This is a genomic window from Bradyrhizobium arachidis (assembly GCF_024758505.1).
In the GTDB taxonomy this organism is placed as follows: Bacteria; Pseudomonadota; Alphaproteobacteria; order Rhizobiales; family Xanthobacteraceae; genus Bradyrhizobium; species Bradyrhizobium manausense_C.
In genome coordinates this window covers 3,291,510-3,311,204 of sequence record NZ_CP077970.1, presented here as the reverse complement: position 1 = coordinate 3,311,204, position 19,695 = coordinate 3,291,510, and the positions used below count along the sequence as shown (strand labels likewise).

Genomic DNA, 19,695 nt, shown 5'->3' with positions numbered 1-19,695 from the left:
GACGTCCTCGCGCCCCGGATGCTGCGCATCACGCCGCCCTTTGCGGCGTGGTGCGCTGCTGATCCGGGGCCCAGCCTGTGGCACGATGGGTCCCGGCTCTGCGGTGCGGCGTTACACGCCGCACTCGCGTCCGGGACACGAGATTGGACAGATGAATGGCCTCCCCGGCACAATGACGACGCCCATTGTCGCGATGCTCTGCACGCGCGGCATGGAGGCGTTCCTGTCGAATGCGCTGTCGGGCATGCTGCGGGCGGGCATTGCGCCCGGTCAGGTCCTGGTCGCCTGCCCGCCGAACGCCGAGGACGGCGTCCGGCGCGCGGTGTCCGAGCATTCCCTTGATATCGCCGTGCTGCCGGATGCGTCGCTGCCGGCTACGGCCGACGACCAGTATGCCGGGTTCGGCTCGGCGGAGTTCAGCGATATCTCCTGGGCCAAGATCGCGCTCATCCGGCGCCTGGTCGACGCGCACGAGCACATCGTCTACGCCGATCTCGACATCGGCTGGCTGCGCAATCCGCTGCCCTATCTCGCAGAGGTAGCGCGGCAATATCCGATCGCATTCCAGACCGAAGGGCTGCCGCGATTTCCGCCCGCTATCTGCTGCGGGCTCATCTCACTGCGCCGGTCGGATCGAACGATCGAGCTCCTCGACACGCTGCTCGTGCAAAGCCGTCAGAGCGATCACGGCAAGCGGATCGACGATCAGGCCGCCTGTCAGCAGCTCATCGCCCGCGACGCGACTTGGCTGAAGGACATCTACTTCCTGCCGGAAGCGCTGTTCGTCAACGGCCTCGGCTATCCCCTCTTGCAGCATGCGGTCGCGCCGGTCGCGATGGAGCATGAGCTCCAGCCGTATCTGTTCCACGCCAACTGGACAGTCGGCCTCGAGAGCAAACGCAAGCTGCTCGCCGCAGTGCATTGCTGGTTCGTTGACGACGGCGCGACGTCCGACATGGCCACGCCCGCGCCGGCGGCCGGCGCACCCATCGTTGCGGTGCTCTATCCCGTGTTCGACGTGCGCGGCGACGTCGCCGATCACGTTCGCGCCTGGATCGATCGTCAGGTGCAGATTGCACCAAAGCATTTTCAGATCATCGTCGCCGCGAGCACCGAAACGGCAATCGATGAGGCCGCATTGCGACGCGTGCTTCGTCCCTGGGACCTGCTCGTGAGAGTCCCCAATGCCCGCCAGGACACCGAGCTCTGGAACGCCGCTGCAAGTGCTGCAACCGCGCCGTGGCTCCTGTTCGTCGAGGCGCATGGCCGACCGGAAAGCGACGCGCTGGCGGCACTGACTGCATGGATCGCCGCCAATCCGGACAAGCGCGCCTGCAATTTCCAGATCAGGAATCCGGACGACTACCGCGTCGCCCGCCTGATGAAGCGGTGGTTCGCACAGATCCAGCAGGGCTGGGTGCAGCCGACCACATGGCGCCGGCTGCATCGCACCGCCTATGCGCTGCGCCGCGACGTATTCGACCGGGTGGGACCGCTCGATCGTTTCGGGCAGTTCGGTCCCCCGCTGCTCTCGGCCCGCTTGCACCAGCGCAATATCGCTATCGCGACGCTACCCAATTCGGGCTTGCTGCACGAAGACTCGCCCGACATTACCGTCCACATCGACGATACCGCCGACTATGTGCGGGGCGAGCTGGCTGCGCGTACTGCTGCGAGCGATGCCGAGTTCTTCGAGACCTATTTCGGACCGTCGCCGTTCCACGGCACCAATCCGATCGTACCGGCCGGCGCGGCCTTGCGTCTCGCGCGCGGTCTCTTGGCCGCCGCGTGGCGACAACCCGGCGCCGCAGCCTCCCTGCTGCGCCAGGCGCTTCGCCTCCTGCCCTCGCTCGTCCCGCTGCGTGTGCGACAGGCCTGGTTGACCGCGATGATCAGGCTCGACGCTTTTCTGCTCATGCGCCTGCCGTTGTCGGGCGCGCTGACCTGGACGTTGTTCCGGGATTCGCATGGATACATCGTCCGTGCCGAGCAGATGAAATGGATGGCGAGCAATGCTCTGCCTCCGCTCGTGGAGAGCCAGGACATCGGCGCGGTTGCGCTGACCCGGCACGCGATCACCAGCCTGCATGCGCTGGAGTATGTCGGCGGCACCCCGCTGCGCTGGACGCATCCTGCCTGCCTCCTGCGCCTCGCTGCCGGCCGCAAGGTGACGGTGAAGCTCGAGACGCGAAACCTGCGTCCGGGACTTGCGGCGCACCATCTCCAGGCCGTTGCGCTCGGCGGCAAGCCGGCAACGATCGAGGTCGATGCGGACGGCCGCGCCTGGCTGCGCGTCGAAACCCCGTCGACGGCCTCAGGCATCGCCGACCTCGTGCTGATCGCACCCGAGCTGGTCGAGCCGGCGGTCGCGGGCGAACCCGGCCGCCGCCTCGGCCTGCCGCTGTTCGGCGTCAGCGTCGAATTCGGCTAGCAGCGTTGTTCCTCACCGCCCCGGCCATGACGGCTTGCGCTTCTCGCTGAACGCCCGCAACCCCTCCTTGGCGTCCTCGGTCAGCGCCAAGAGCGCGATCTGGCTCTCGGTGTAGGCAATGCTCTCGTCAAAGGACATCGAGGCGATCGCCCGCATCGCGTATTTGCCGCGGCGGATCGCGGTCGGGGATTTGTCGACAATGCGGGAGATCAGCCAGTCGACCTTTGCGTCGAGTTCGGCCGCCGGCACGACGTAGTTGAGCAGGCCCGCGGCTTGCGCTGCACGGGCGTCGAACGGCTCGCCGGTGAGCGCCCATTCGTTGACGAGGCGCGGCGGCGCGATGTTCTGCAGCAGGCTCAGCACCTGCATCGGAAACACGCCGACCTTGACCTCCGGCAGGCCGAAGATGACCTGGTCGGCCGCGACCGCCATGTCTGTCATGCACAACAGCCCCATGCCGCCGGCCATGCAGACGCCGCCGACGCGGGCGATCGCCGGCTTGGTCGCATTCTGCGACAGCCGCAACAGATCGGCATAGTCGACATTGGGTTTCGCATAGTCCATCGCGAAGGCCGCGCCGGAATTCTGCAGATCCGCGCCGGCGCAGAACGCCTTGTCGCCTGCCCCCGTCAGCACGATGATGCGGATGTCCTTGTCGTCATGCGCATCGCGATAGCCCCGGGCGATGCCGGCGATCACGTCGCCATTGAGCGCATTGCGCTTCTCCGGCCGGTTGATCGTGATCCAAAGCGCCTGCCCGCGCTTTTCGGTGATGACGCTGGTCGTATCGATCATGGTTTGCTCCCGTTTGACGCCATTTGCGGCAGCCCCACCCGCCAGCGCAAGCGCAAACTGCGATATCGCGGGTGGCCTAGCGCCTTGGCACAACTTCGCTTCGCGATTGAAATATAGGGGGCGGTCGCTATCTTGAGACGAGATTTCATCACCGAAGAGCAATTCATGCGAACCGCCGTCGCGTTGTTGCTGACAGGTTTGATTGTCATCCTTGCCAGTGCCGAAGGCCGGGCCGCCGATCCGTCGCGGATAGCGCTCGTGATCGGCAATGCAAAATATCCCGACAACGAGTTCGTCCTGACGGATGCGGCCAACGACACCCAGGACGTCGCCGACGAGCTTAAGCGCGACGGTTTTGCGGTCGACCGGCAGAGCAACCTCACCGGCGACGGCATGCGCCAGGCGCTCGACCGCTTCTATGCCAGGATCGCGCCGGGCACGATCGCGCTCATCTTCTTCGACGGCTTTGGCATCCAGTCGAACCGGCAGACCTATCTGCTGCCGGTCGATGCGCAAGTCTGGACCGAGCCGGACGTGTCGCGCGACGGTTTTGCCCTCGAGGCCATTTTGGGCGAGATGAACAGCCGCGGCGCCGGCATCAAGATCGCAATCATCGACGCCTCCCGGCGCAATCCGTTCGAACGGCGCTTTCGCCGCTATTCCGCCGGCCTCGCGCCGGTCATCACCCCCAATAATTCTATCGTCATCTACTCGACCGCGCTCGGCTCCGTCGTCAGCACCAGCAAGAACGACCGCGGCTTGTTCGTCACCGAATTGCTACGCGAGATCCGCACGCCGAATGTCAGCGCCGAACAGGCGTTGACGAACACCAAGAACGGCGTGGTGCGGGCGACCAATCAGGAGCAGGTGCCGTGGCTGACGTCGTCACTGACATCGGAATTTTCCTTCGCCGCGCTGAGCACGCGGCCACCGGACAACAAGCCCGCGGACCAGATCCCACCCAAAACCGACCAGCAAAAGCCGGAGCCGCAGAAGCAGCCGAAACAGGAGCAACAGAAACAAGTCTGTGAGGCCCCAAAACCTGACAGCCCGCCGAGCGCGGACGACCTCGCTAGGGATCCAGTGATCTCGGACCTCACCCGCAAGATCGCCGCGAACGCCAATGACGCCAACGCCCGCTACAAGCGTGGCCAGGTCTACGCGATCAAGCACGCTTATCCGCAGGCGATGGCCGACTTCGATGTCGTGATCAGGCTCAATCCGAAGGACGCGGAAGCGCTGAACAACCGCTGCTGGACGCGGGCCGCGACCGGCGATCTCCAGGTCGCGCTCGCCGACTGCAACCAGGCGCTTCAGCTCAATCCCGGGCTGACCGACGCGCTCGACAGCCGCGGGCTGGTCAACCTCAAACTCGGCAGGACGGCGGAAGCGATCAAGGATTATTCGGACGCGATCCAGCGCAACCCGCGATCGTCTTCGTCGCTGTTCGGCCGTGGCGTCGCGGCGCGCAAGAGCGGCGGCGACGGCTCGGTGGACATCGCGCTCGCCAAATCGATGGATCCCAACATCGCCAAGGAATTTGCCGGCTACGGCGTCACGGAGTGCGTGCCCTAGTCTACGGAAGCTTTCCTGATCCAGACCTTGTTGTCATGGAAGGCCGCGCCACCGATTGGTGCGATGGTATCGGCACCGGTCAGCACGTTGATGCCGCGCCCGCCGATATGGTCCTTGTTCGGATGGATGGACTCCGCAATCAGCACGCCGCGCCGCACGCCCTCGAACAGGGTCGCGATCAGCGAGGTTTCGCCGCGCGTGTTGCCCAACGTCACCGCGTCGCCCTCAGAAATGTCGAGCGAGGAGGCATCCAGCGGATGGATCATCACGCTCGGTTTGCCCTCGCGCGCCTGAGAACCTGGCGTCTCGTTGAAGGTGGTGTTGAGGAATCCGCGCGAGGGGCTGGTTGCCAGGCGGAACGGATGGTTCTGATCTGCCTGCTCGATGACAGCCCAATGATCGGGCAGCGACGGCATCTTGTCGAAATCGCCCATCATCAAGCCGAACGGCGGATTGGCCCAGTCCGCCTTGAAATGGAATTTCTTGTCGGCATGCGCAAAGCCGTCGAGATAATGCGAGGTGCGGAAGTCCGGCTGCAGATCCCGCCAGAGATCGGCTTCGAGTGCCGCGATATCGCCGTGGCCGCTCAGCTTGAGCGTCGCATCGATCAGTTCGCGCGGCGACATCTCAAATCCCCGATGCTTCGCACCGACGCGTTTGGCGAGCGCCTGAAGCACCTCGTGGTTCGAACGGCACTCGCCGGGCGGATCGATCAGCTTGGCGCCAACCGAGATGTGCTGATGGCCGCCGCCGTAATAGAGGTCGTCGTGCTCCATGAACATGGTCGCCGGCAGCACGATGTCGGCCATCTGCGCCGTCTCGGTCATGAACTGTTCGTGCACCGCGACGAACAGATCCTCGCGCGCAAAGCCCTGGCGCACCAGCACCTGCTCCGGCGCAACCGTCATCGGATTTGTGTTCTGGATCAACATGGCCTTGACCGGTCCCTTGCCGTGCAAGGCCTCGGCGTCGCCGGTCAGGATGCGGCCGATCTGGGACTGGTCGAGCGCACGCGTCGAGCGGTCGATCGCGTCATGGCCTTCGATGATGGATTCGTCAAAGTGCCACAGCGCGTAGTTGTTGAAGAACGCGCCACCGCCCTCGTACTGCCAGGCACCGGTGACCGCAGGAATACAGTTCGCCGCATGCATCTGCGCCGCACCGTTCCGGGTGCGGGTGAAACCGTAGCCGTAGCGGAAGAAGGTGCGCTTCGTTTCGCCGACCGCCTTCGCAAAGGCCTCGATCTCGGCAACGGGCACGCCGCAGATCGAGGACGCCCATTCCGGCGTGCGCGTCTTTAGATGTGCCTCGAGCTCGGCCGGGCAATCCGTGTACTTGTCCATATAGGCGCGGTCGGCATAGCCGTCGCGAAACAAGACATGCATGACGCCGCAGGCGAAGGCGCCGTCGGTGCCGGGACGCAGGATGATCTTGATGTCAGCCTGCTTCATGGTGTCGTTGTCGTAGATGTCGACGGCCGCGATTCTGGCGCCGCGCTCCTTGCGCGCGCGGGACGCGTGCGTCATCACGTTGACCTGCGTGTTGACGGGGTTGGTGCCCCATATCACGATGAGGTCGGAGACGCCCATCTCGCGCGGGTCCGCGCCCGCGATCTTGCCGGTGCCGATGGCGAAGCCGACGCGCGCGACGTTGGCGCAGATCGTCGAATAAAAGCGCGAGTACTTTTTCACATGCGTCAGGCGGTTGAGCCCGTCGCGCATGACGAGCCCCATCGTGCCGGCGTAGTAATAGGGCCAGACCGACTCCGCGCCGAACTCGCGCTCGGCGGCGTTGAAACGATGCCCGATCTCGTCCAGCGCCTCGTCCCAGGAGATCCGCGCGAACTGACCGGAGCCTTTCGGTCCCGTGCGGCGCATCGGATGCGTCAGCCGCTCGGGGTGATGGATGCGCTCGGCGTAGCGGGCGACCTTGGCGCAGACCACACCGGCCGTGTAGGTCTGCTGCTTGGAGCCGCGGACCCTGCCGATGCTCCGTCCCTCGAGCACCTCGACATCGAGGGCACAGGCCGACGGGCAATCGTGCGGACAGGTGGAATGGCGGATCTCGATCTTGGCGTGCTGGTTCATGATCAGCTTGGTAACACCAAATTACCGGCCTACCGAGCGCATTTATCCACCAGTGCCCATGCAATTTGCTCAGTTCTGCGCACGCGCAGTTCCGGTCGAATGCTGCACGGCCACACCGAAAACCGCCCGATATTCCCGCGCAAATCGACTTTGTGAGGCGTCGACAGCGGCCCCGCCGCGCCGCTACATTGCCGGCCAACAAGAACGACATCAGGGAGGCGGTCATGGCGGGCCCACAGGCAGGCCGAAGAACAGGCCGAGAATTCGTGCTGGCCTTGGCTGCGGGCCTGCTCACGGTCCTTGCGCCGCCGCAGCGCGCTCTCGCCCAGGACTATCCGAACCACGCCGTCCGAATCATCGTGCCCTTCGGCCCGGGGGGCCCCGCCGACGTCGCCGCGCGCCTCCTCGGCAACATCCTCCAGGAGACCTTTGGGCAGCCCTTCGTGATCGAGAACCGCACCGGCGCCGGCGGCGTGATCGGCACGGTGGAGGCGGCCAAGGCGCCAGCCGACGGCTACACGCTGCTGATGATGTCCAATACGCAAACCGCGAACGAGTCCTTGCTGAAGCCGGACCAGCGCAAATACGAGCTAATGCGCGACCTCGCGCCGATCGCGCCGGTGAACTATTCCGATCTCGTGATCGTGGTGAACCCGGCGGTACCGGCGAAGACCTTGCAGGAGTTCATCGCGCTGGCGAAAGCGCAGCCGGGCAAATTGAACTACGCCTCCTCGGGCCAGGGCACGCCCTATCACATGGCGGGCGAGCTGTTCAAAGCCATGGCCGGGATCGATGTCGTCCACGTGCCCTACCGCAACAGCGGCGAGGCGCGGAGCGGCGTCATCGGCGGGCAGGTGCAGATGATGATCGACGCGGTGCCGGCGATGGCGCCAAACATTGGCGAGAACCAGGTGCGCGCGCTCGCGACAACCGGCAAGCAGCGATCGAGCGTGCTACAGAGCGTCCCGACGGCGAACGAAGCCGACGTCGCCGGTTATGAGGCGACTATCTGGCTCGGCCTGATGGCGCCGGCCGGCACACCCAAGCCGATCATCGACAAGCTCAACGCCGCCGTGAACGGCGTGGTGAAACGCCCCGACATCGTCAAGCTCTGGACCGAGCAAGGCGCGGTGCCGATGGCGATGACGCCGGAGGAGTTCGATAAATTCCTGCGCGGCGACATCGTCAAATGGGCCGATGTCGTCAAGAAGTTCGAAAAATCCTGAGGCCGCCGCGCGCCAATGCCGAGCATTCGATTTCGCCTCAATGGCGTTGAGACGGTCCTCGACGCCGATCCCGATCAAACGCTGCTCAGCGCGTTGCGCGGCCCGCTGGACCTGCGCGGCGCGCATTTCGGCTGCGGCGCCAACGAATGCGGCGCTTGCTATGTCATGGTCGGGGATCGTCCGGCTGCCTCGTGCGACATGCCGTTGTGGTCGGTTGCGGACAAGGACGTCACGACGGTCGAAGGCCTCGGCGACGCCGATCATCCGCACCCACTCCAGCGCGCCTTCATCGCCGAGCAAGCGATGCAGTGCGGCTACTGCATCTCGGGAATTCTGGTCAGCGCAGCCGCACTATTGAAACGAAATCCGGCGCCGACGGAAGCCGAGGTCAGGCAGGCGCTCGATCGCAACCTCTGCCGATGCGGATCGCACAACCGGATCGCGCGGGCGGTGCTGCGCGCGGCGTCGGAGATGGCAGCGCCATGAGCACGCCGTCCCCTACCCCCAAGCTACCCGTCAGCCTCGCGGCAAATCCAAGGCTGTCGTCCTGGGTGAAACTTACGAGCAACGGCCGGGTGGCGATCTCGCCCGGCAAGGTCGAGATCGGCCAGGGCATCGTCACCGCGCTGGCACAGATCGCCGCCGACGAACTCGACGTCGATATCGGCCGTGTCGAGATGATCCGGGCTTCGACGGCAGCAAGCCCGAACGAAGGCGTCACGTCAGGCAGTCTCTCGATCCAGCAATCCGGCCGAGCTTTGCGTCAGGCCTGTGCCGAAGTTCGCCAGATCTTCGTTGCTGCGGCGGCGGAACGGCTCGGCGTCGATGCCTCGGCGCTCGGGATCGAGGACGGCATGATCCTCGGGCCCGGCAATGTCAGGACGAGCTATTGGGAGCTGGCTGGCGACGTCTCGCTCGACCGCGACGCGACGGGAAACGCGGCAGCCAAGCCAATTGCGGCGCGCAACGCGGCCGGTCATTCGCTCCAGCGCATCGACATCCCCGACAAGGTTTTTGCACGTCCACGCTTCATCCACGATTCTCCGCTGGCCGGAATGCTGCATGGCCGCGTGATGCGGCCGGAGATCTCAGGCGCAAAACTCGTTGCACTCGATGAAGAGGCCGCGCATGCGGTGCCGGGTCTCGTCGCCATCGTGCGGGACGGTAGCTTTGCCGGCGTCGTCAGTGAAACCGAGGACAGTGTCGAAGTCGCGTTGAAGGCCCTGCGGAAGGGCGCAAAATGGTCCGACGGCGCGCCGCTGCCAGATGAAGATGACCTCGCCGCCTTTCTGAAGAGCCAGCCGGTCGAAAGCACCGTCATCGACACCAGGACATCGGCCACGCCAGGCAAGATCGCCCGCACCATCCGCCGGCATTACACCCGCCCCTACATCGCGCACGCTTCGATCGCGCCGTCCTGCGCCATGGCGCGGTGGGATGGTGATCGCCTGCACGTCTGGACGCACAGCCAGGGCGTCTATCTCCTCCGTGCCGACCTTGCGATCGTGCTCAAGCTGCCGGCGGAAAGCATCACCGTCGAGCACATGGAGGGCGCGGGCTGCTACGGGCATAACGCGGCCGACGACGTCGCACTCGACGCCGCGTTGCTCGCGAGGGCTGCGAACGGTCGGCCCGTGCGGGTACAATGGTCGCGGCACGATGAGATGTCGCACGCCCCGTTCGGCGCGGCGATGGCGATCGAGATCGAGGCCGATCTCGATGCCGACAACGAGATCGTCGGCTGGCGGCATTCGATCTGGAGCAACGGCCATGCCGCCCGTCCCGGACGCGCCGCGCAGCCTGCCCTGCTTGCGGCCACCGAGATTGCAACCCCCTATCCCCGCATGATCTCGTCCAACCCGCCTGCGGCAAATGGCGGCGGCGGCGACCGCAACTCCGTTCCACTCTATGATTTCCCGGCCTGGACCATCGAGAGCCACCGCCTCCTGACCATGCCTGTCCGCACCTCGGCGCTGCGAACGCTCGGCGGCCAAGGCAACATATTTGCGATAGAATCCCTGCTCGACGAGATCGCCGCGCTACGCGGTGAAGACCCCGTCCAGTTTCGCCTGCGGCATCTGCGGGACGAGCGTGCCAAGGACGTCGTCCGCACCGTCGCCGCACGCGCGAAGTGGAAGCCGGAGAAGCGAAACGGCGTCGGCTATGGCGTCGGCTTTGCGCGCTACAAGAACACGGGGGCCTATTGTGCCGCCATTGCCGAGATCGAGGGCACCGACGACATCCGCGTGCGACGCCTGATCCTCGCAGTCGATGTCGGCGAGGCCATCAATCCGGACGGCGTGATCAACCAGATCGAGGGCGGCGCGATCCAGGCGACGAGCTGGGTGCTGAAGGAGCGCGTCCGCTTCGACCGCACGCGCATCATGTCGACGTCGTGGACGGACTATCCGATTCTGACCTTCAGCGAGGTGCCCATGGTCGACGTCGAGATCATCCAGCGGCCGGAGATCGAGCCGGTCGGTGCCGGCGAAGCCGCACATGGTCCGGTGACCGCGGCGATCGCCAACGCCGTGTTCGATGGCCTCGGCGTGCGCGTCCGCGACCTGCCGATCACCCGCGACAGGCTGATTGCAGCAATGGAGCTTACCCCGTGACGGCAGTGAACATTTTGAGCGGCGGCGCGGCGCAAGGTCTCGTGCGCGGGCTCGCTGCGGCATTCAAGGCGCAGACCGGCTTCGAGATCGACGGCGAATTCGGGGCCGTCGGGATCATGGCGGACAAGCTGCGGAATGGCGCCGCGGCCGATCTCATCATCCTGACGCGCGCACTCGTGACGCGCCTCGCCGATGAAAAGCTCGTTGCGTCCTCCTCGATCGCCGATATCGGCGTGGTCGAGACCGCGCTCGCGGTTCGCGCAAGCGATGCCAAGGTCGCTGCCAGGACGGAGGCGGATCTGCGCGACGTGCTCCGCGACGCCGATGCGATCTACGTCCCGGATACCAAGGCCTCGACCGCGGGCATGCACGTGGCAAAAGTGCTGGACCAGCTCGGCATCGCCTATGAGGTCGCACCGCGCCTGAAGGTCTTTCCGAACGGCGCGACCGCGATGCGGGAGCTTTCGACGTCGAATGCAAAGCGGCCGATCGGCTGCACGCAGGCCACCGAGATCATCGCGACACCAGGCCTTGCGCTATCCGGCGCGCTGCCGCCGGGATACGACCTCAAGACGATGTACACGGCCGGCGTGACGACGCGTGCGGTGAACCCTGCACAGGCGAGCACCTTGATCGATCTGCTCGTTGGCGCAGATCAGAGGGAGCTGCGCCTGCGCGCGGGCTTTGCCGGCTAGACGAACGGGCTCGCCCTACTTGTTCAACTGCGTCAGCCCGGTTGGCGGCCCGTCCACGGCCGTCCAGCCGCCGTCGACGAACAGCGTGCTGCCGCTGACATAGCTCGCCGCGTCGGAGGCGAGATAGGCGACCGCGGTCGCGACTTCGTCGGCGCTGCTCCAGCGGTTGAAGACGGTGTGCCCGGCATAGAGATTGTAGATGTCGGGGCGCTGCTTGAACGGGCCGGTCAGCGCGGTCTCGGCGATACTCGGCGCGATCGCATTGACGCGAACGCCGGCGCGGCCGACCTCTGAGGCAAACCCCTTCACCAGCAAGCCGATCGCCGCCTTCGTCGATCCGTAGACGGCGAGACCGGGCTCGATCGTCACCGCGCGCACCGAGGAGCAGGCGATGATGCTACCGCCCTTCTGCTCGACCATGATCCGACCAAAGGCCTGGAAGAACCATACGGTGCCTTTGACATTGAGCGTAACGACACGGTCAAGATCCTCCTCGGTGTAATCGAGGATGGTCTTGCGGATGTTGAGCCCGGGCGTCGTTACGGCGATGTCGAGCCGCGGAAATTTTTCCATCACGGTCTTGGCGAGCGCCGTGACACTGGCCGCACTGGCTGCATCGCAAACGGCCGCCTCGGCCCAGCCGCCCTTGTCACGAATGCCGGCCGCCGTCGCTTCCGCTGAATCAAGCGCTCGATCGGCACAGACGACGCGGGCGCCAAGCCCGGCCAGCGCCTCGGCCGATGACTTGCCGATACCCGATGCGGCGCCGAGCACCACGGCCGTCTTGCCGGTGAGATCGAAGAGCTTGCGATAGTCGGTCACGGACAGATTCTCCCTGTTGCTGTGACGCAAAGTATCGCAAGGCCTGTTCGCGGGCCAAGTGCCGGCAAATGCACGGCAGCTATCCCTTGTACCCCATCAGCAGGCGCGGCAGCCAAAGCGAGAAGGCAGGCACGTACGTCACGAACATGAGCGCTGCGATCAGGGCAGCGTAGAACGGCAGGATGGTGCGCATCACCGCGCCCACCGAGATGCCGCCGATGGCGCAGCCCACGAACTGGGTCGTCCCGACCGGCGGGGTGTTCAGACCCAGCGCGCAATTGATCAGCATCAGCATGCCGAACTGCACCGGATCCATGCCAGCCTTCATCGCGATCGGCAGGAAGATCGGGGTGCAGATCAGGATGGTCGCGGCCATGTCCATGAACGTGCCGAGCACGAACAGGATAATGTTGATGAGCAGGAAGATGACCCAGGGTTGCTGGGACACCTTGCTCATCATGGCACCGGCGAGGTCGGCCACCTCGTAGAGTCCCATCAGATACTGGAACATGGTGGAGACGCCGATCAGCAGCAGCACCACGCCCGTCGTCTTCACCGCCTTGGCCGCGGCCTTCAGGAAGTTCTTCCAGGTCATGGTGCGGTAGATGAAGAAGGTCAGCACGATCGTGTAAGTAACCGCGACTGCTGCGGATTCGGTTGCCGTGAAGACGCCGGACAAGATGCCCGCCAGGATGATGCCGACGATCAGAAGGCCCGGCAGGGCGGCCGCGAACGAGCGAAGAACCTCGGCCCAGCCGGGGAATTTACCTGCCGGATAGCCTCGCTTCACCGCGACCGCGTAGGCGGCGACCAGCATGCACGTCATCAGCACGAGCGACGGCAGGAGGCCGGCCGCGATCAGCGCGCCGATCGACACCTTACCGCCGGCGGCCAGGGCATAGATGATCATGTTGTGACTGGTCGGCATCAGCGCTCCAACCAGCGAGGCATGGGTGGTGACGTTGACGGCGTAGTCGGTGTCGAAACCCTCTTTCTTCATCATCGGGATCATCACCGCGCCCATCGCCGACACGTCGGCTACGGGCGAACCGGATACGCCGCCGAACAGCGTGCAGGCGACCACGTTCGCCATGCCGAGCCCGCCGCGGATGTGTCCGACGAGGTTCTTGGCAAGCTGCACGATCTTGTCGGCGACGCCGCCATGCAGCATCAGCTCACCGCTGAAGACGAAGAACGGGATGGCAAGAAACGAGAAGATGTTCATGCCCGACATCATCTGCTGGAAGATGACGGCAACGGGCAGGCCCTCGTAGAGAATCGTACAGATCGCCGAGAGGCCGATCGCGAAGGCGACGGGTACGCCGAGGATGAGGAAGCCGAAGAAGGTGGCGCCGAGAATGATCAATTCCATGACGGAACAACCTCTTCGCCGCGCAAAAGAGCAATGATGTGCTCGATTGAAAAGGAGACGATCAGGACGCCCGAGGCGATCAGCGGGACGTAGCGGACGACCTCAGGCAAGCCGAGATTGGGGATCTTCACGGTTCCGACCGACGCCCCGAGGATCCAGCCATTATAGGCCATCGCAATGCCGAACACGGCCACCAGGACGTGGATCACGAGCTCGATTGCCTCTCGCGTGCGATCCGGAAGCATCACCAGCAAACTATCCATTCCGATGTGTCCGGCATCGCGCACGCCGACGGCGGCACCGATCAGCGTGACATACAGGATGAGAACCAGTGCAAGGTTCTCCGTCCAGGTCGGGCTGGAATTGAGCACGTAACGTCCGAACACCTGGTAGAACACCACGATGACGATGACGAGCAGGCCGCTCACGGACAGGTACATGCCCGCGCGAGCAATGGGGGCATTGATCCGCGACAGCAGCCCGGTGGACTGCTGTGGCGCAGCCGCTCCCGCCTCCGGCCCGTGGCTTCCCAAGTGATTGTCCGACATCCACGTCTCCTTGCGAAATTCCGGTGTCGCCGATCGGCGACACCGGAACCCGACGTCATATCTTACTTCGTGTCCTGGATACGCTTGACGAGGCTCTGCAGCTTTTCGTCAGCGGCAAACTTCGCGTAGACCGGCTTCATCGCATCGACGAACTCCGCCTTGTTGGCGATCGTGATGACCTGAACGCCGGCCGCCTCGACGGTCTTGCGGGAGGCCTGCTCACGCTCGTCCCAGAGCTTGCGCATGACGGGCACCGAGTCCTTCGCCGCCTTGCGGATCGCCGCCTGGTCTTCCTTGCTCAGCGTGTCCCAGACCTTCTTGGACATCACCAAAACTTCGGGCGCCAGGGAGTGCTCCGTGATGTTGTAGAATTTGGCTGCCTCGAAATGGCGCGACGACTCGTAGGACGGCCAGTTGTTCTCGGCGGCGTCCACGAGACCCGTCTTGAGAGCGGTATAGACCTCGCCATAGGGCATCGGCGTCGGGTTGGCCCCGAGGCTCTGGATCATCCCGACCCACAGGTCGGACTGCTGGACGCGGATCTTCAGGCCCTTGAGGTCCGCGAGCGACTTGACCGGTGCCTTGACGGTGTAAATGGACCGGGCGCCGCTGTCGTAATAGGCGAGGCCGATCAATCCGGCGGGCTCCATGGCGGCCAGGATCTCATCGCCGATCGGCCCGTCGAGGACCGTACGCATGTGCTTCGTGTCCCGGAAGATGAAGGGCAGGCACAACGTGATGGTTTCCGGCACGAAGTTGTTCAGCGGGGATGCGTTGATCCGCATCATGTCGAGCGCGCCGATCTTCAGTTGCTCGATGGTGTCCTTCTCGGAGCCCAAGGCTCCATTGGGAAACACCTTCACACCGAGCTTGCCGCCGCTCGCCGCCGCGAGCTCCTTGCCCATCGACTTGACGGCCTCGACCGTCGGATAATCGGCGGGGTGCACATCGGCAGAGCGGAAATCGCGTGCGCTCGCCAAGGGCGCTGTAATCGCCAGTGCCGCGGCTGCGATGATACCGGTTAGTGTCTTCATCTGGTCTTTCCTCCTGAGTTGATTATGTCGTCGTCGCGCAGAAGCTCTGGGCCGCCTTAGGGCGCTCCTGTTCAGGTGTGAAGTCAAGCGTCACAAACGCACCACCTTGGTAGGATTGTGCAATGGAATCCAGCGGATTCGGCTGGTTCATGATCTCCGCCGCGAAGTCCTCGGCGTTGTCGCGCGGGGAATAGCCGATCTCGGCGCAATTCAGCGGGGACAGGTAGCTGCGCGTGTTGTTGGACACGCCCCAAACAGCGAGATAGCCGACCGCCGGCGCCCTGATGCAGGACAGCGCGAGGGAAACCATATCGTGATGACTGAGCCAGGTGCTCAGGTGCCTGAAGTTTGAGGGGCGGGGCTCGCAACTGCCGATCCGGAGCGAGATTCCCTCGATTCCGTGCTTGTCCCAGTACATTCGTGCCAGTCCCTCGCCCCACATTTTCGACAGGCCGTAAAGACCATCGGGGCGAAATGGCGCATCGGGGGAGAGCTTTGCGCTCACCGGGTGCATGCCGAAGGCGTGGTTCGAACTGGCGAAGACGATACGCTTGACGTTCTTGCGGCGCGCCCCTTCGTAAACTTGGTGCAGGCCGATCAGGTTGTTCTCGATGATTTCCGGCAGGGGCCGCTCGATGCTCGTTCCGGCAAGGTGGATCAGGACGTCCACGCCCTCGAGGAAGCGATCGACGAAGGCAGCATCGCGGAGGTCGCCGTTCATGACGTCCTCGCTCTCGTGCTGCGGTGCAATCGAAGGCTTCCAGCCGGCAGAGCGCAGCTCGATGCCGCACCTCGGCAACTCACGGCGCAGCAGGCTGCCAATGTTTCCGCTTGCCCCGGACAGTGCGACCTTCATCGCGCCCTCGCCCTCTTCGTATCCATGGTTGTTCCTCTCGTTTTTTGTGCTCGACCGCTATTGGTTGCGGCTTGGAGGTTCGGACTAGCCCGTCACACATCCCCGTGCGAACGCGCTGCATCAGCGCGATGTCGCCAATATCGTCCCTAGGACGGGCGGCATTCCCTGTCCAAGCCAAATCCGGCATCGATCAATGCAGGAGTTGCATCGATGGATCACTGGTCGCAACGGCTTGACGCCGCCTGCGCGTCGCTTGACGTCGCCTGCGCGAGCCCCTCAAGATGTCTGCAACGACGGAAACGTCTTGAGGGAATGCCCATGCCGCGGAAGCTGATCGACATCTCCGTGCCGTTGCAGAATGACGTGCCGGCCGATCCGCCTGGCAACCACCCGACGATCCAGTACATCGATCATCAGCAGGGACTGCCGCGCATGCTGCAGTTCTTCGATGGGCTGAAAGCTGCGGACTTGCCGGATGGACAAGGCTGGGCCGTCGAGCAGGTCTCGCTGTCGACGCACAACGGCACGCATCTCGATGCGCCCTGGCACTTTCATCCCACCATGAATCGCGGCGAGCGCGCCTGGACCATCGACGAGGTGCCGCTGGAATGGTGCCTGCAGCCGGGCGTCAAGCTCGACTTCCGCCACCTGCCCGACGGCTATGTGGCGACACCTGAGGATGTCGAGAAGGAGCTGAAGCGGATCGGGCACACACTGTCGCCGCTGGAGATCGTCGTGGTCAATACCAGCGCGGGGGCCAAGTTCGGCCGGCCTGACTATGTCAATTCAGGTTGCGGCATGGGCTACGATGCCACGATGTATCTGCTCGAACGCGGCGTGCGGCTCACCGGCACCGACGGCTGGAGCTGGGACGCGCCCTTCGTCTTCACCGCGAAGAAATACGCCGAGACCAGGGATGCAAGCCTGATCTGGGAAGGCCACAAGGCCGGACGCCACATCGGCTATTGCCATCTCGAGAAGCTGCACAATCTCGACAAGCTGCCATCGACGGGATTCACCGTCTCGTGTTTTCCGGTCAAGATCGAGCGGGCATCGGCGGGCTGGACCCGCGCGGTCGCCATCATCGACGACTGACCAGAGCACGATCCGGACCCGGAGGGCCGCGTTAGCGCAAAGTGTGCAGCGGTTTTCCCTCGCGACAAACGCGGAACGCGTTTGCGCGGAGATCGTGCTCACACAAGGAGCGCGCGTTCACTCGCCTTCGAGGCCGCTCTCGGCGAGTTCGCGCAGCGCATCGGTGTCGAGCACGACGATGGCGCCATGCTCGAGGCGCACCCAACTGCGGCCCGCCCATGCGCGGAGCTGCTTGTTGATGCTCTCGCGCGTCATGCCGACCATCTCGCTGATCTCCTGCTGAGTGATCGCGAGCGTTCCGCTGCCGGAATCGAGCTTGCGCTCCTCGGTCAGCCCGAGCAGCGCGCTTGCGAGCCGCCCCGGAAGATTTTGCAGGATCACCTGCTCGACCTGCTGGCTGGTCCAGCGCAGGCGCGCGCAAAGCAGCTCGATGAACTTCATCGCCAGCGCCGGCTGGCTCTTCACGAAGGGCAGGAAGTCACGGCGGTCGATGATGTAGAGCTCACAATTGGTGTTGGCGGTCGCGTCAGCCGACCGCGGCGCACCGTCCAGGACGGCGATCTCGCCAAAAATTTCTCCCGGACCGATCAGATTGAGAATGGCATTCCTGCCGTCGGGCGAAGAGGAGGATATCTTTACCGTACCCGAGACCACCGCAAACAAATTGTTGCCGGGGTCCCCCTTGGCCGCGATGGTCGCGCCGCGCTTCACGGTGGTGTGCTTGGCATAGCGGCAGAGCTGATCGAGCGCGTCCGGCTCCAGATCCGCGAAGATCGGGTGCTTGCGCAGAACCGATAGCTTGTTGCCCGACGATTGTCGGGGATCGCCGTTCCTGTCCTGAGGCACGCCGCCGGGCTCCTAAGACTGCGAGGCACGTGAGTTCCTGCGTAGTCAACGTTGCCATGCTTTTCAACCGGAAACCATGCACGCAGTTTTAGACAAGTGCCGCGAAAATGCCGTGGGCCCGTGCCGGCACCGACGCATCCGCAGAAGGCGCCGGGGCGTTTTTGTGCGATGCAGAGTTGCAGAGGGCGCGGACCGCAATTTTACCCACTGCAAAATTCGCACGGCGATGACGCCGTGGAACCCGGCCCTCGCAACGCGTCAGAATGGTGATTCCAGCGGCAGAGGCTTCAACGCTTGCCCGGTTCGTTCGATTTGAGCCCGCTCGTTTGCCGGTCCGCCCACGCCAAGGCCACAGCAAACCCAACAAAGACGGCAACAACGGCAATGGTCACCAGCAACGCGTCAGTCGGCATCCTGCCCTCCCCCGAAATTTGGGGGCATTATTTTGCCGCGGCGGCCGGACGTCTTTGATCGGGATCAAATTTTGGAGATCGCCGGTGGAAAGGCTGGTTCAGGCCGCTGCCAAGGCCTCCGCACGCGCCGGATCGAGCAGGCTGATACCGCCGTGGATGATCTCGATCACCCCGTCGCGCTCCAGCTTGGTAAAGGTGCGGCTGACCGTTTCGATGGTCAGGCCGAGATAATCCGCAATGTCCTGCCGGCTCATCGGCAACGGCACCGTGTTCGACGGCCCGTTGAGCGGAATAAGCCGCTCGCGCCAGCTCAGGAGAAAGGTCGCGACCTTCTCCTCGGCCGAACGGCGGCCTAGCAGGACCATGTGTTCGCGCGCCTGGGTCAATTCGCGAATCGCCAGTTCGTTGATGCGCCGCAGGAGATGCGGCCTGTCCTCGATGAAGCGGCCGAACGCCGCCTTGGCGAACTGGCAAACCGCGACCGAACCGATCGCGTCGGCCGAAAAATTGTGCCGGCCGGAGATATTCATCCCCAGGAAGTCACCGGGCAGCGCAAATCCGACGATCTGCCGCCGACCGTCCGGCAAGAGCTTGTAGAGCCGCATGACCCCGTCGAGCACGTTGCAGTAGGAGGTCGCGATGTCCTCCTCGGAGAAGACGGTCTCGCAAGGACCGAACTGGACGCGCCGTCCCAAATGCTCGAACTGGCGCAGCTCGGCCGCATCGAGCGCCGAGCACACGCTGGATTCGCGTATCGAGCAGTCCCTGCAGGAATTCCCGTTCGGCTCAAACGTGACCACGGAAGGCTTCATCCACCGCTCCAGACTGGCGTCGGCCGACGTCCGTCCCGGCCGTCCACCACGCGGCGGCATTTTACTGCATTGTCACAAAGCCGGTTGACCCAGATCAAGTTTTGGCAACCTCGCCACCCTATTCTGCGGCGCAAGCCGATGAGACCGCCGCATGCTGCAACCCGTCTTTCGCCAGATCTTGGTCGCGCTGCTCCTGATGTCGCCAGCGCTGGCCGCGACGAAGGCCGAGCAGCGCGGCAAGGCCTACGCGCGCGCCAATTGCGCGCGGTGCCACGCCATCGACCTGAAATCGCAAAGTCCGCTCAAGATCGCTCCGCCGTTCCGGACCCTGCATCAGCGCTACAAGATCGAGACCCTCGGCGAGGCCTTGGCCGAAGGCATCTATACCGGTCACGCCGACATGCCCGCCTTCGAGCTCAGCCCCGACCAGATCCACGATCTGCTGTCCTATCTCAAGACCCTGGAACGATAAC

At 64.3% G+C, this 19,695-nt stretch carries 18 protein-coding genes; 8 read left to right on the top strand and 10 right to left on the bottom strand.

Going from position 1 to position 19,695, the window contains the following annotated elements:
- Positions 1-151 precede the first annotated feature (151 nt).
- Entirely contained in the window at positions 152-2,431 is a 2,280-nt protein-coding gene (locus KUF59_RS14880) for a glycosyltransferase family 77 protein (protein WP_258769591.1), read from the top strand.
- A 12-nt stretch (positions 2,432-2,443) separates the two neighbouring features.
- Here the strand turns inward: KUF59_RS14880 and KUF59_RS14875 are convergent, their stop codons facing one another.
- A complete protein-coding gene (locus KUF59_RS14875; protein WP_212457677.1) occupies positions 2,444-3,226 on the bottom strand; it encodes an enoyl-CoA hydratase/isomerase family protein in 783 nt (260 codons plus the stop codon).
- A 165-nt stretch (positions 3,227-3,391) separates the two neighbouring features.
- On the opposite strand from KUF59_RS14875, the gene KUF59_RS14870 reads away from it, so the two are divergent.
- Positions 3,392-4,801 (top strand): caspase family protein, encoded by a 1,410-nt coding sequence (locus KUF59_RS14870; protein WP_212457678.1) that lies wholly within the window; start codon positions 3,392-3,394, stop codon positions 4,799-4,801.
- Here the strand turns inward: KUF59_RS14870 and KUF59_RS14865 are convergent.
- Positions 4,798-6,888 carry a molybdopterin-dependent oxidoreductase gene (locus KUF59_RS14865; RefSeq protein ID WP_212457679.1) on the bottom strand — a complete coding sequence of 697 codons (2,091 nt, stop codon included), beginning with the start codon at positions 6,886-6,888 and terminating at the stop codon, positions 4,798-4,800. The genes KUF59_RS14870 and KUF59_RS14865 overlap by 4 nt on opposite strands.
- Positions 6,889-7,112: 224 nt before the next feature.
- Between KUF59_RS14865 and KUF59_RS14860 the strand changes: the two genes are divergently transcribed.
- Genes KUF59_RS14860 through KUF59_RS14845 form a run of 4 tightly spaced genes read left to right on the top strand, consistent with a single transcriptional unit; the run spans position 7,113 to position 11,424 of the window.
- Positions 7,113-8,114 (top strand): Bug family tripartite tricarboxylate transporter substrate binding protein, encoded by a 1,002-nt coding sequence (locus tag KUF59_RS14860; protein WP_212457680.1) that lies wholly within the window; start codon positions 7,113-7,115, stop codon positions 8,112-8,114.
- Between the two features lie 15 nt (positions 8,115-8,129).
- Positions 8,130-8,600, top strand: a complete 471-nt coding sequence (locus KUF59_RS14855; RefSeq protein ID WP_258769590.1) for a (2Fe-2S)-binding protein — start codon at positions 8,130-8,132, stop codon at positions 8,598-8,600.
- Positions 8,597-10,729, top strand: a complete 2,133-nt coding sequence (locus KUF59_RS14850) for a xanthine dehydrogenase family protein molybdopterin-binding subunit (RefSeq protein ID WP_258769589.1) — start codon at positions 8,597-8,599, stop codon at positions 10,727-10,729. The genes KUF59_RS14855 and KUF59_RS14850 overlap by 4 nt, the downstream gene beginning before the upstream one ends.
- Positions 10,726-11,424 carry a molybdate ABC transporter substrate-binding protein gene (locus KUF59_RS14845; RefSeq protein WP_212457683.1) on the top strand — a complete coding sequence of 233 codons (699 nt, stop codon included), beginning with the start codon at positions 10,726-10,728 and terminating at the stop codon, positions 11,422-11,424. Before KUF59_RS14850 ends, KUF59_RS14845 begins: the two co-directional genes overlap by 4 nt.
- A gap of 15 nt (positions 11,425-11,439) precedes the next feature.
- Here the strand turns inward: KUF59_RS14845 and KUF59_RS14840 are convergent, their stop codons facing one another.
- The 5 genes from KUF59_RS14840 to KUF59_RS14820 form a co-directional block, all read right to left on the bottom strand.
- The gene (locus KUF59_RS14840) at positions 11,440-12,246 is read right to left on the bottom strand and encodes an SDR family NAD(P)-dependent oxidoreductase (protein WP_212457684.1); all 807 of its coding nucleotides are present in this window, start codon (positions 12,244-12,246) and stop codon (positions 11,440-11,442) included.
- A gap of 79 nt (positions 12,247-12,325) precedes the next feature.
- On the bottom strand, positions 12,326-13,618 hold the full coding sequence (locus KUF59_RS14835) for a TRAP transporter large permease (protein WP_212457685.1): 1,293 nt from the start codon (positions 13,616-13,618) through the stop codon (positions 12,326-12,328).
- Complete coding sequence (locus tag KUF59_RS14830; RefSeq protein ID WP_212457686.1) at positions 13,609-14,166, bottom strand: TRAP transporter small permease; 558 nt, start codon at positions 14,164-14,166, stop codon at positions 13,609-13,611. The genes KUF59_RS14835 and KUF59_RS14830 overlap by 10 nt, the downstream gene beginning before the upstream one ends.
- A gap of 62 nt (positions 14,167-14,228) precedes the next feature.
- Positions 14,229-15,200: a TRAP transporter substrate-binding protein gene (locus tag KUF59_RS14825; protein WP_212457687.1), complete on the bottom strand. Its 972-nt coding sequence runs from the start codon at positions 15,198-15,200 to the stop codon at positions 14,229-14,231.
- Positions 15,201-15,222: 22 nt separating this feature from the next.
- Entirely contained in the window at positions 15,223-16,056 is an 834-nt protein-coding gene (locus KUF59_RS14820) for an NAD-dependent epimerase/dehydratase family protein (protein WP_212457688.1), read from the bottom strand.
- Positions 16,057-16,374: 318 nt separating this feature from the next.
- On the opposite strand from KUF59_RS14820, the gene KUF59_RS14815 reads away from it, so the two are divergent.
- Positions 16,375-17,151: a cyclase family protein gene (locus KUF59_RS14815; protein ID WP_212457689.1), complete on the top strand. Its 777-nt coding sequence runs from the start codon at positions 16,375-16,377 to the stop codon at positions 17,149-17,151.
- Positions 17,152-17,268: 117 nt separating this feature from the next.
- Here the strand turns inward: KUF59_RS14815 and KUF59_RS14810 are convergent, their stop codons facing one another.
- The 3 genes from KUF59_RS14810 to KUF59_RS14800 form a co-directional block, all read right to left on the bottom strand.
- Entirely contained in the window at positions 17,269-17,997 is a 729-nt protein-coding gene (locus KUF59_RS14810) for a Crp/Fnr family transcriptional regulator (protein WP_212457690.1), read from the bottom strand.
- Between the two features lie 287 nt (positions 17,998-18,284).
- Positions 18,285-18,410, bottom strand: coding sequence for a hypothetical protein (locus KUF59_RS14805; protein ID WP_258769588.1), 126 nt, complete (start codon positions 18,408-18,410; stop codon positions 18,285-18,287).
- Between the two features lie 98 nt (positions 18,411-18,508).
- Positions 18,509-19,222 carry a helix-turn-helix domain-containing protein gene (locus KUF59_RS14800; protein WP_212457691.1) on the bottom strand — a complete coding sequence of 238 codons (714 nt, stop codon included), beginning with the start codon at positions 19,220-19,222 and terminating at the stop codon, positions 18,509-18,511.
- A gap of 151 nt (positions 19,223-19,373) precedes the next feature.
- On the opposite strand from KUF59_RS14800, the gene KUF59_RS14795 reads away from it, so the two are divergent.
- Positions 19,374-19,694, top strand: coding sequence for a c-type cytochrome (locus KUF59_RS14795; protein WP_212457692.1), 321 nt, complete (start codon positions 19,374-19,376; stop codon positions 19,692-19,694).
- The last annotated feature ends 1 nt before the right edge of the window (position 19,695 follow it).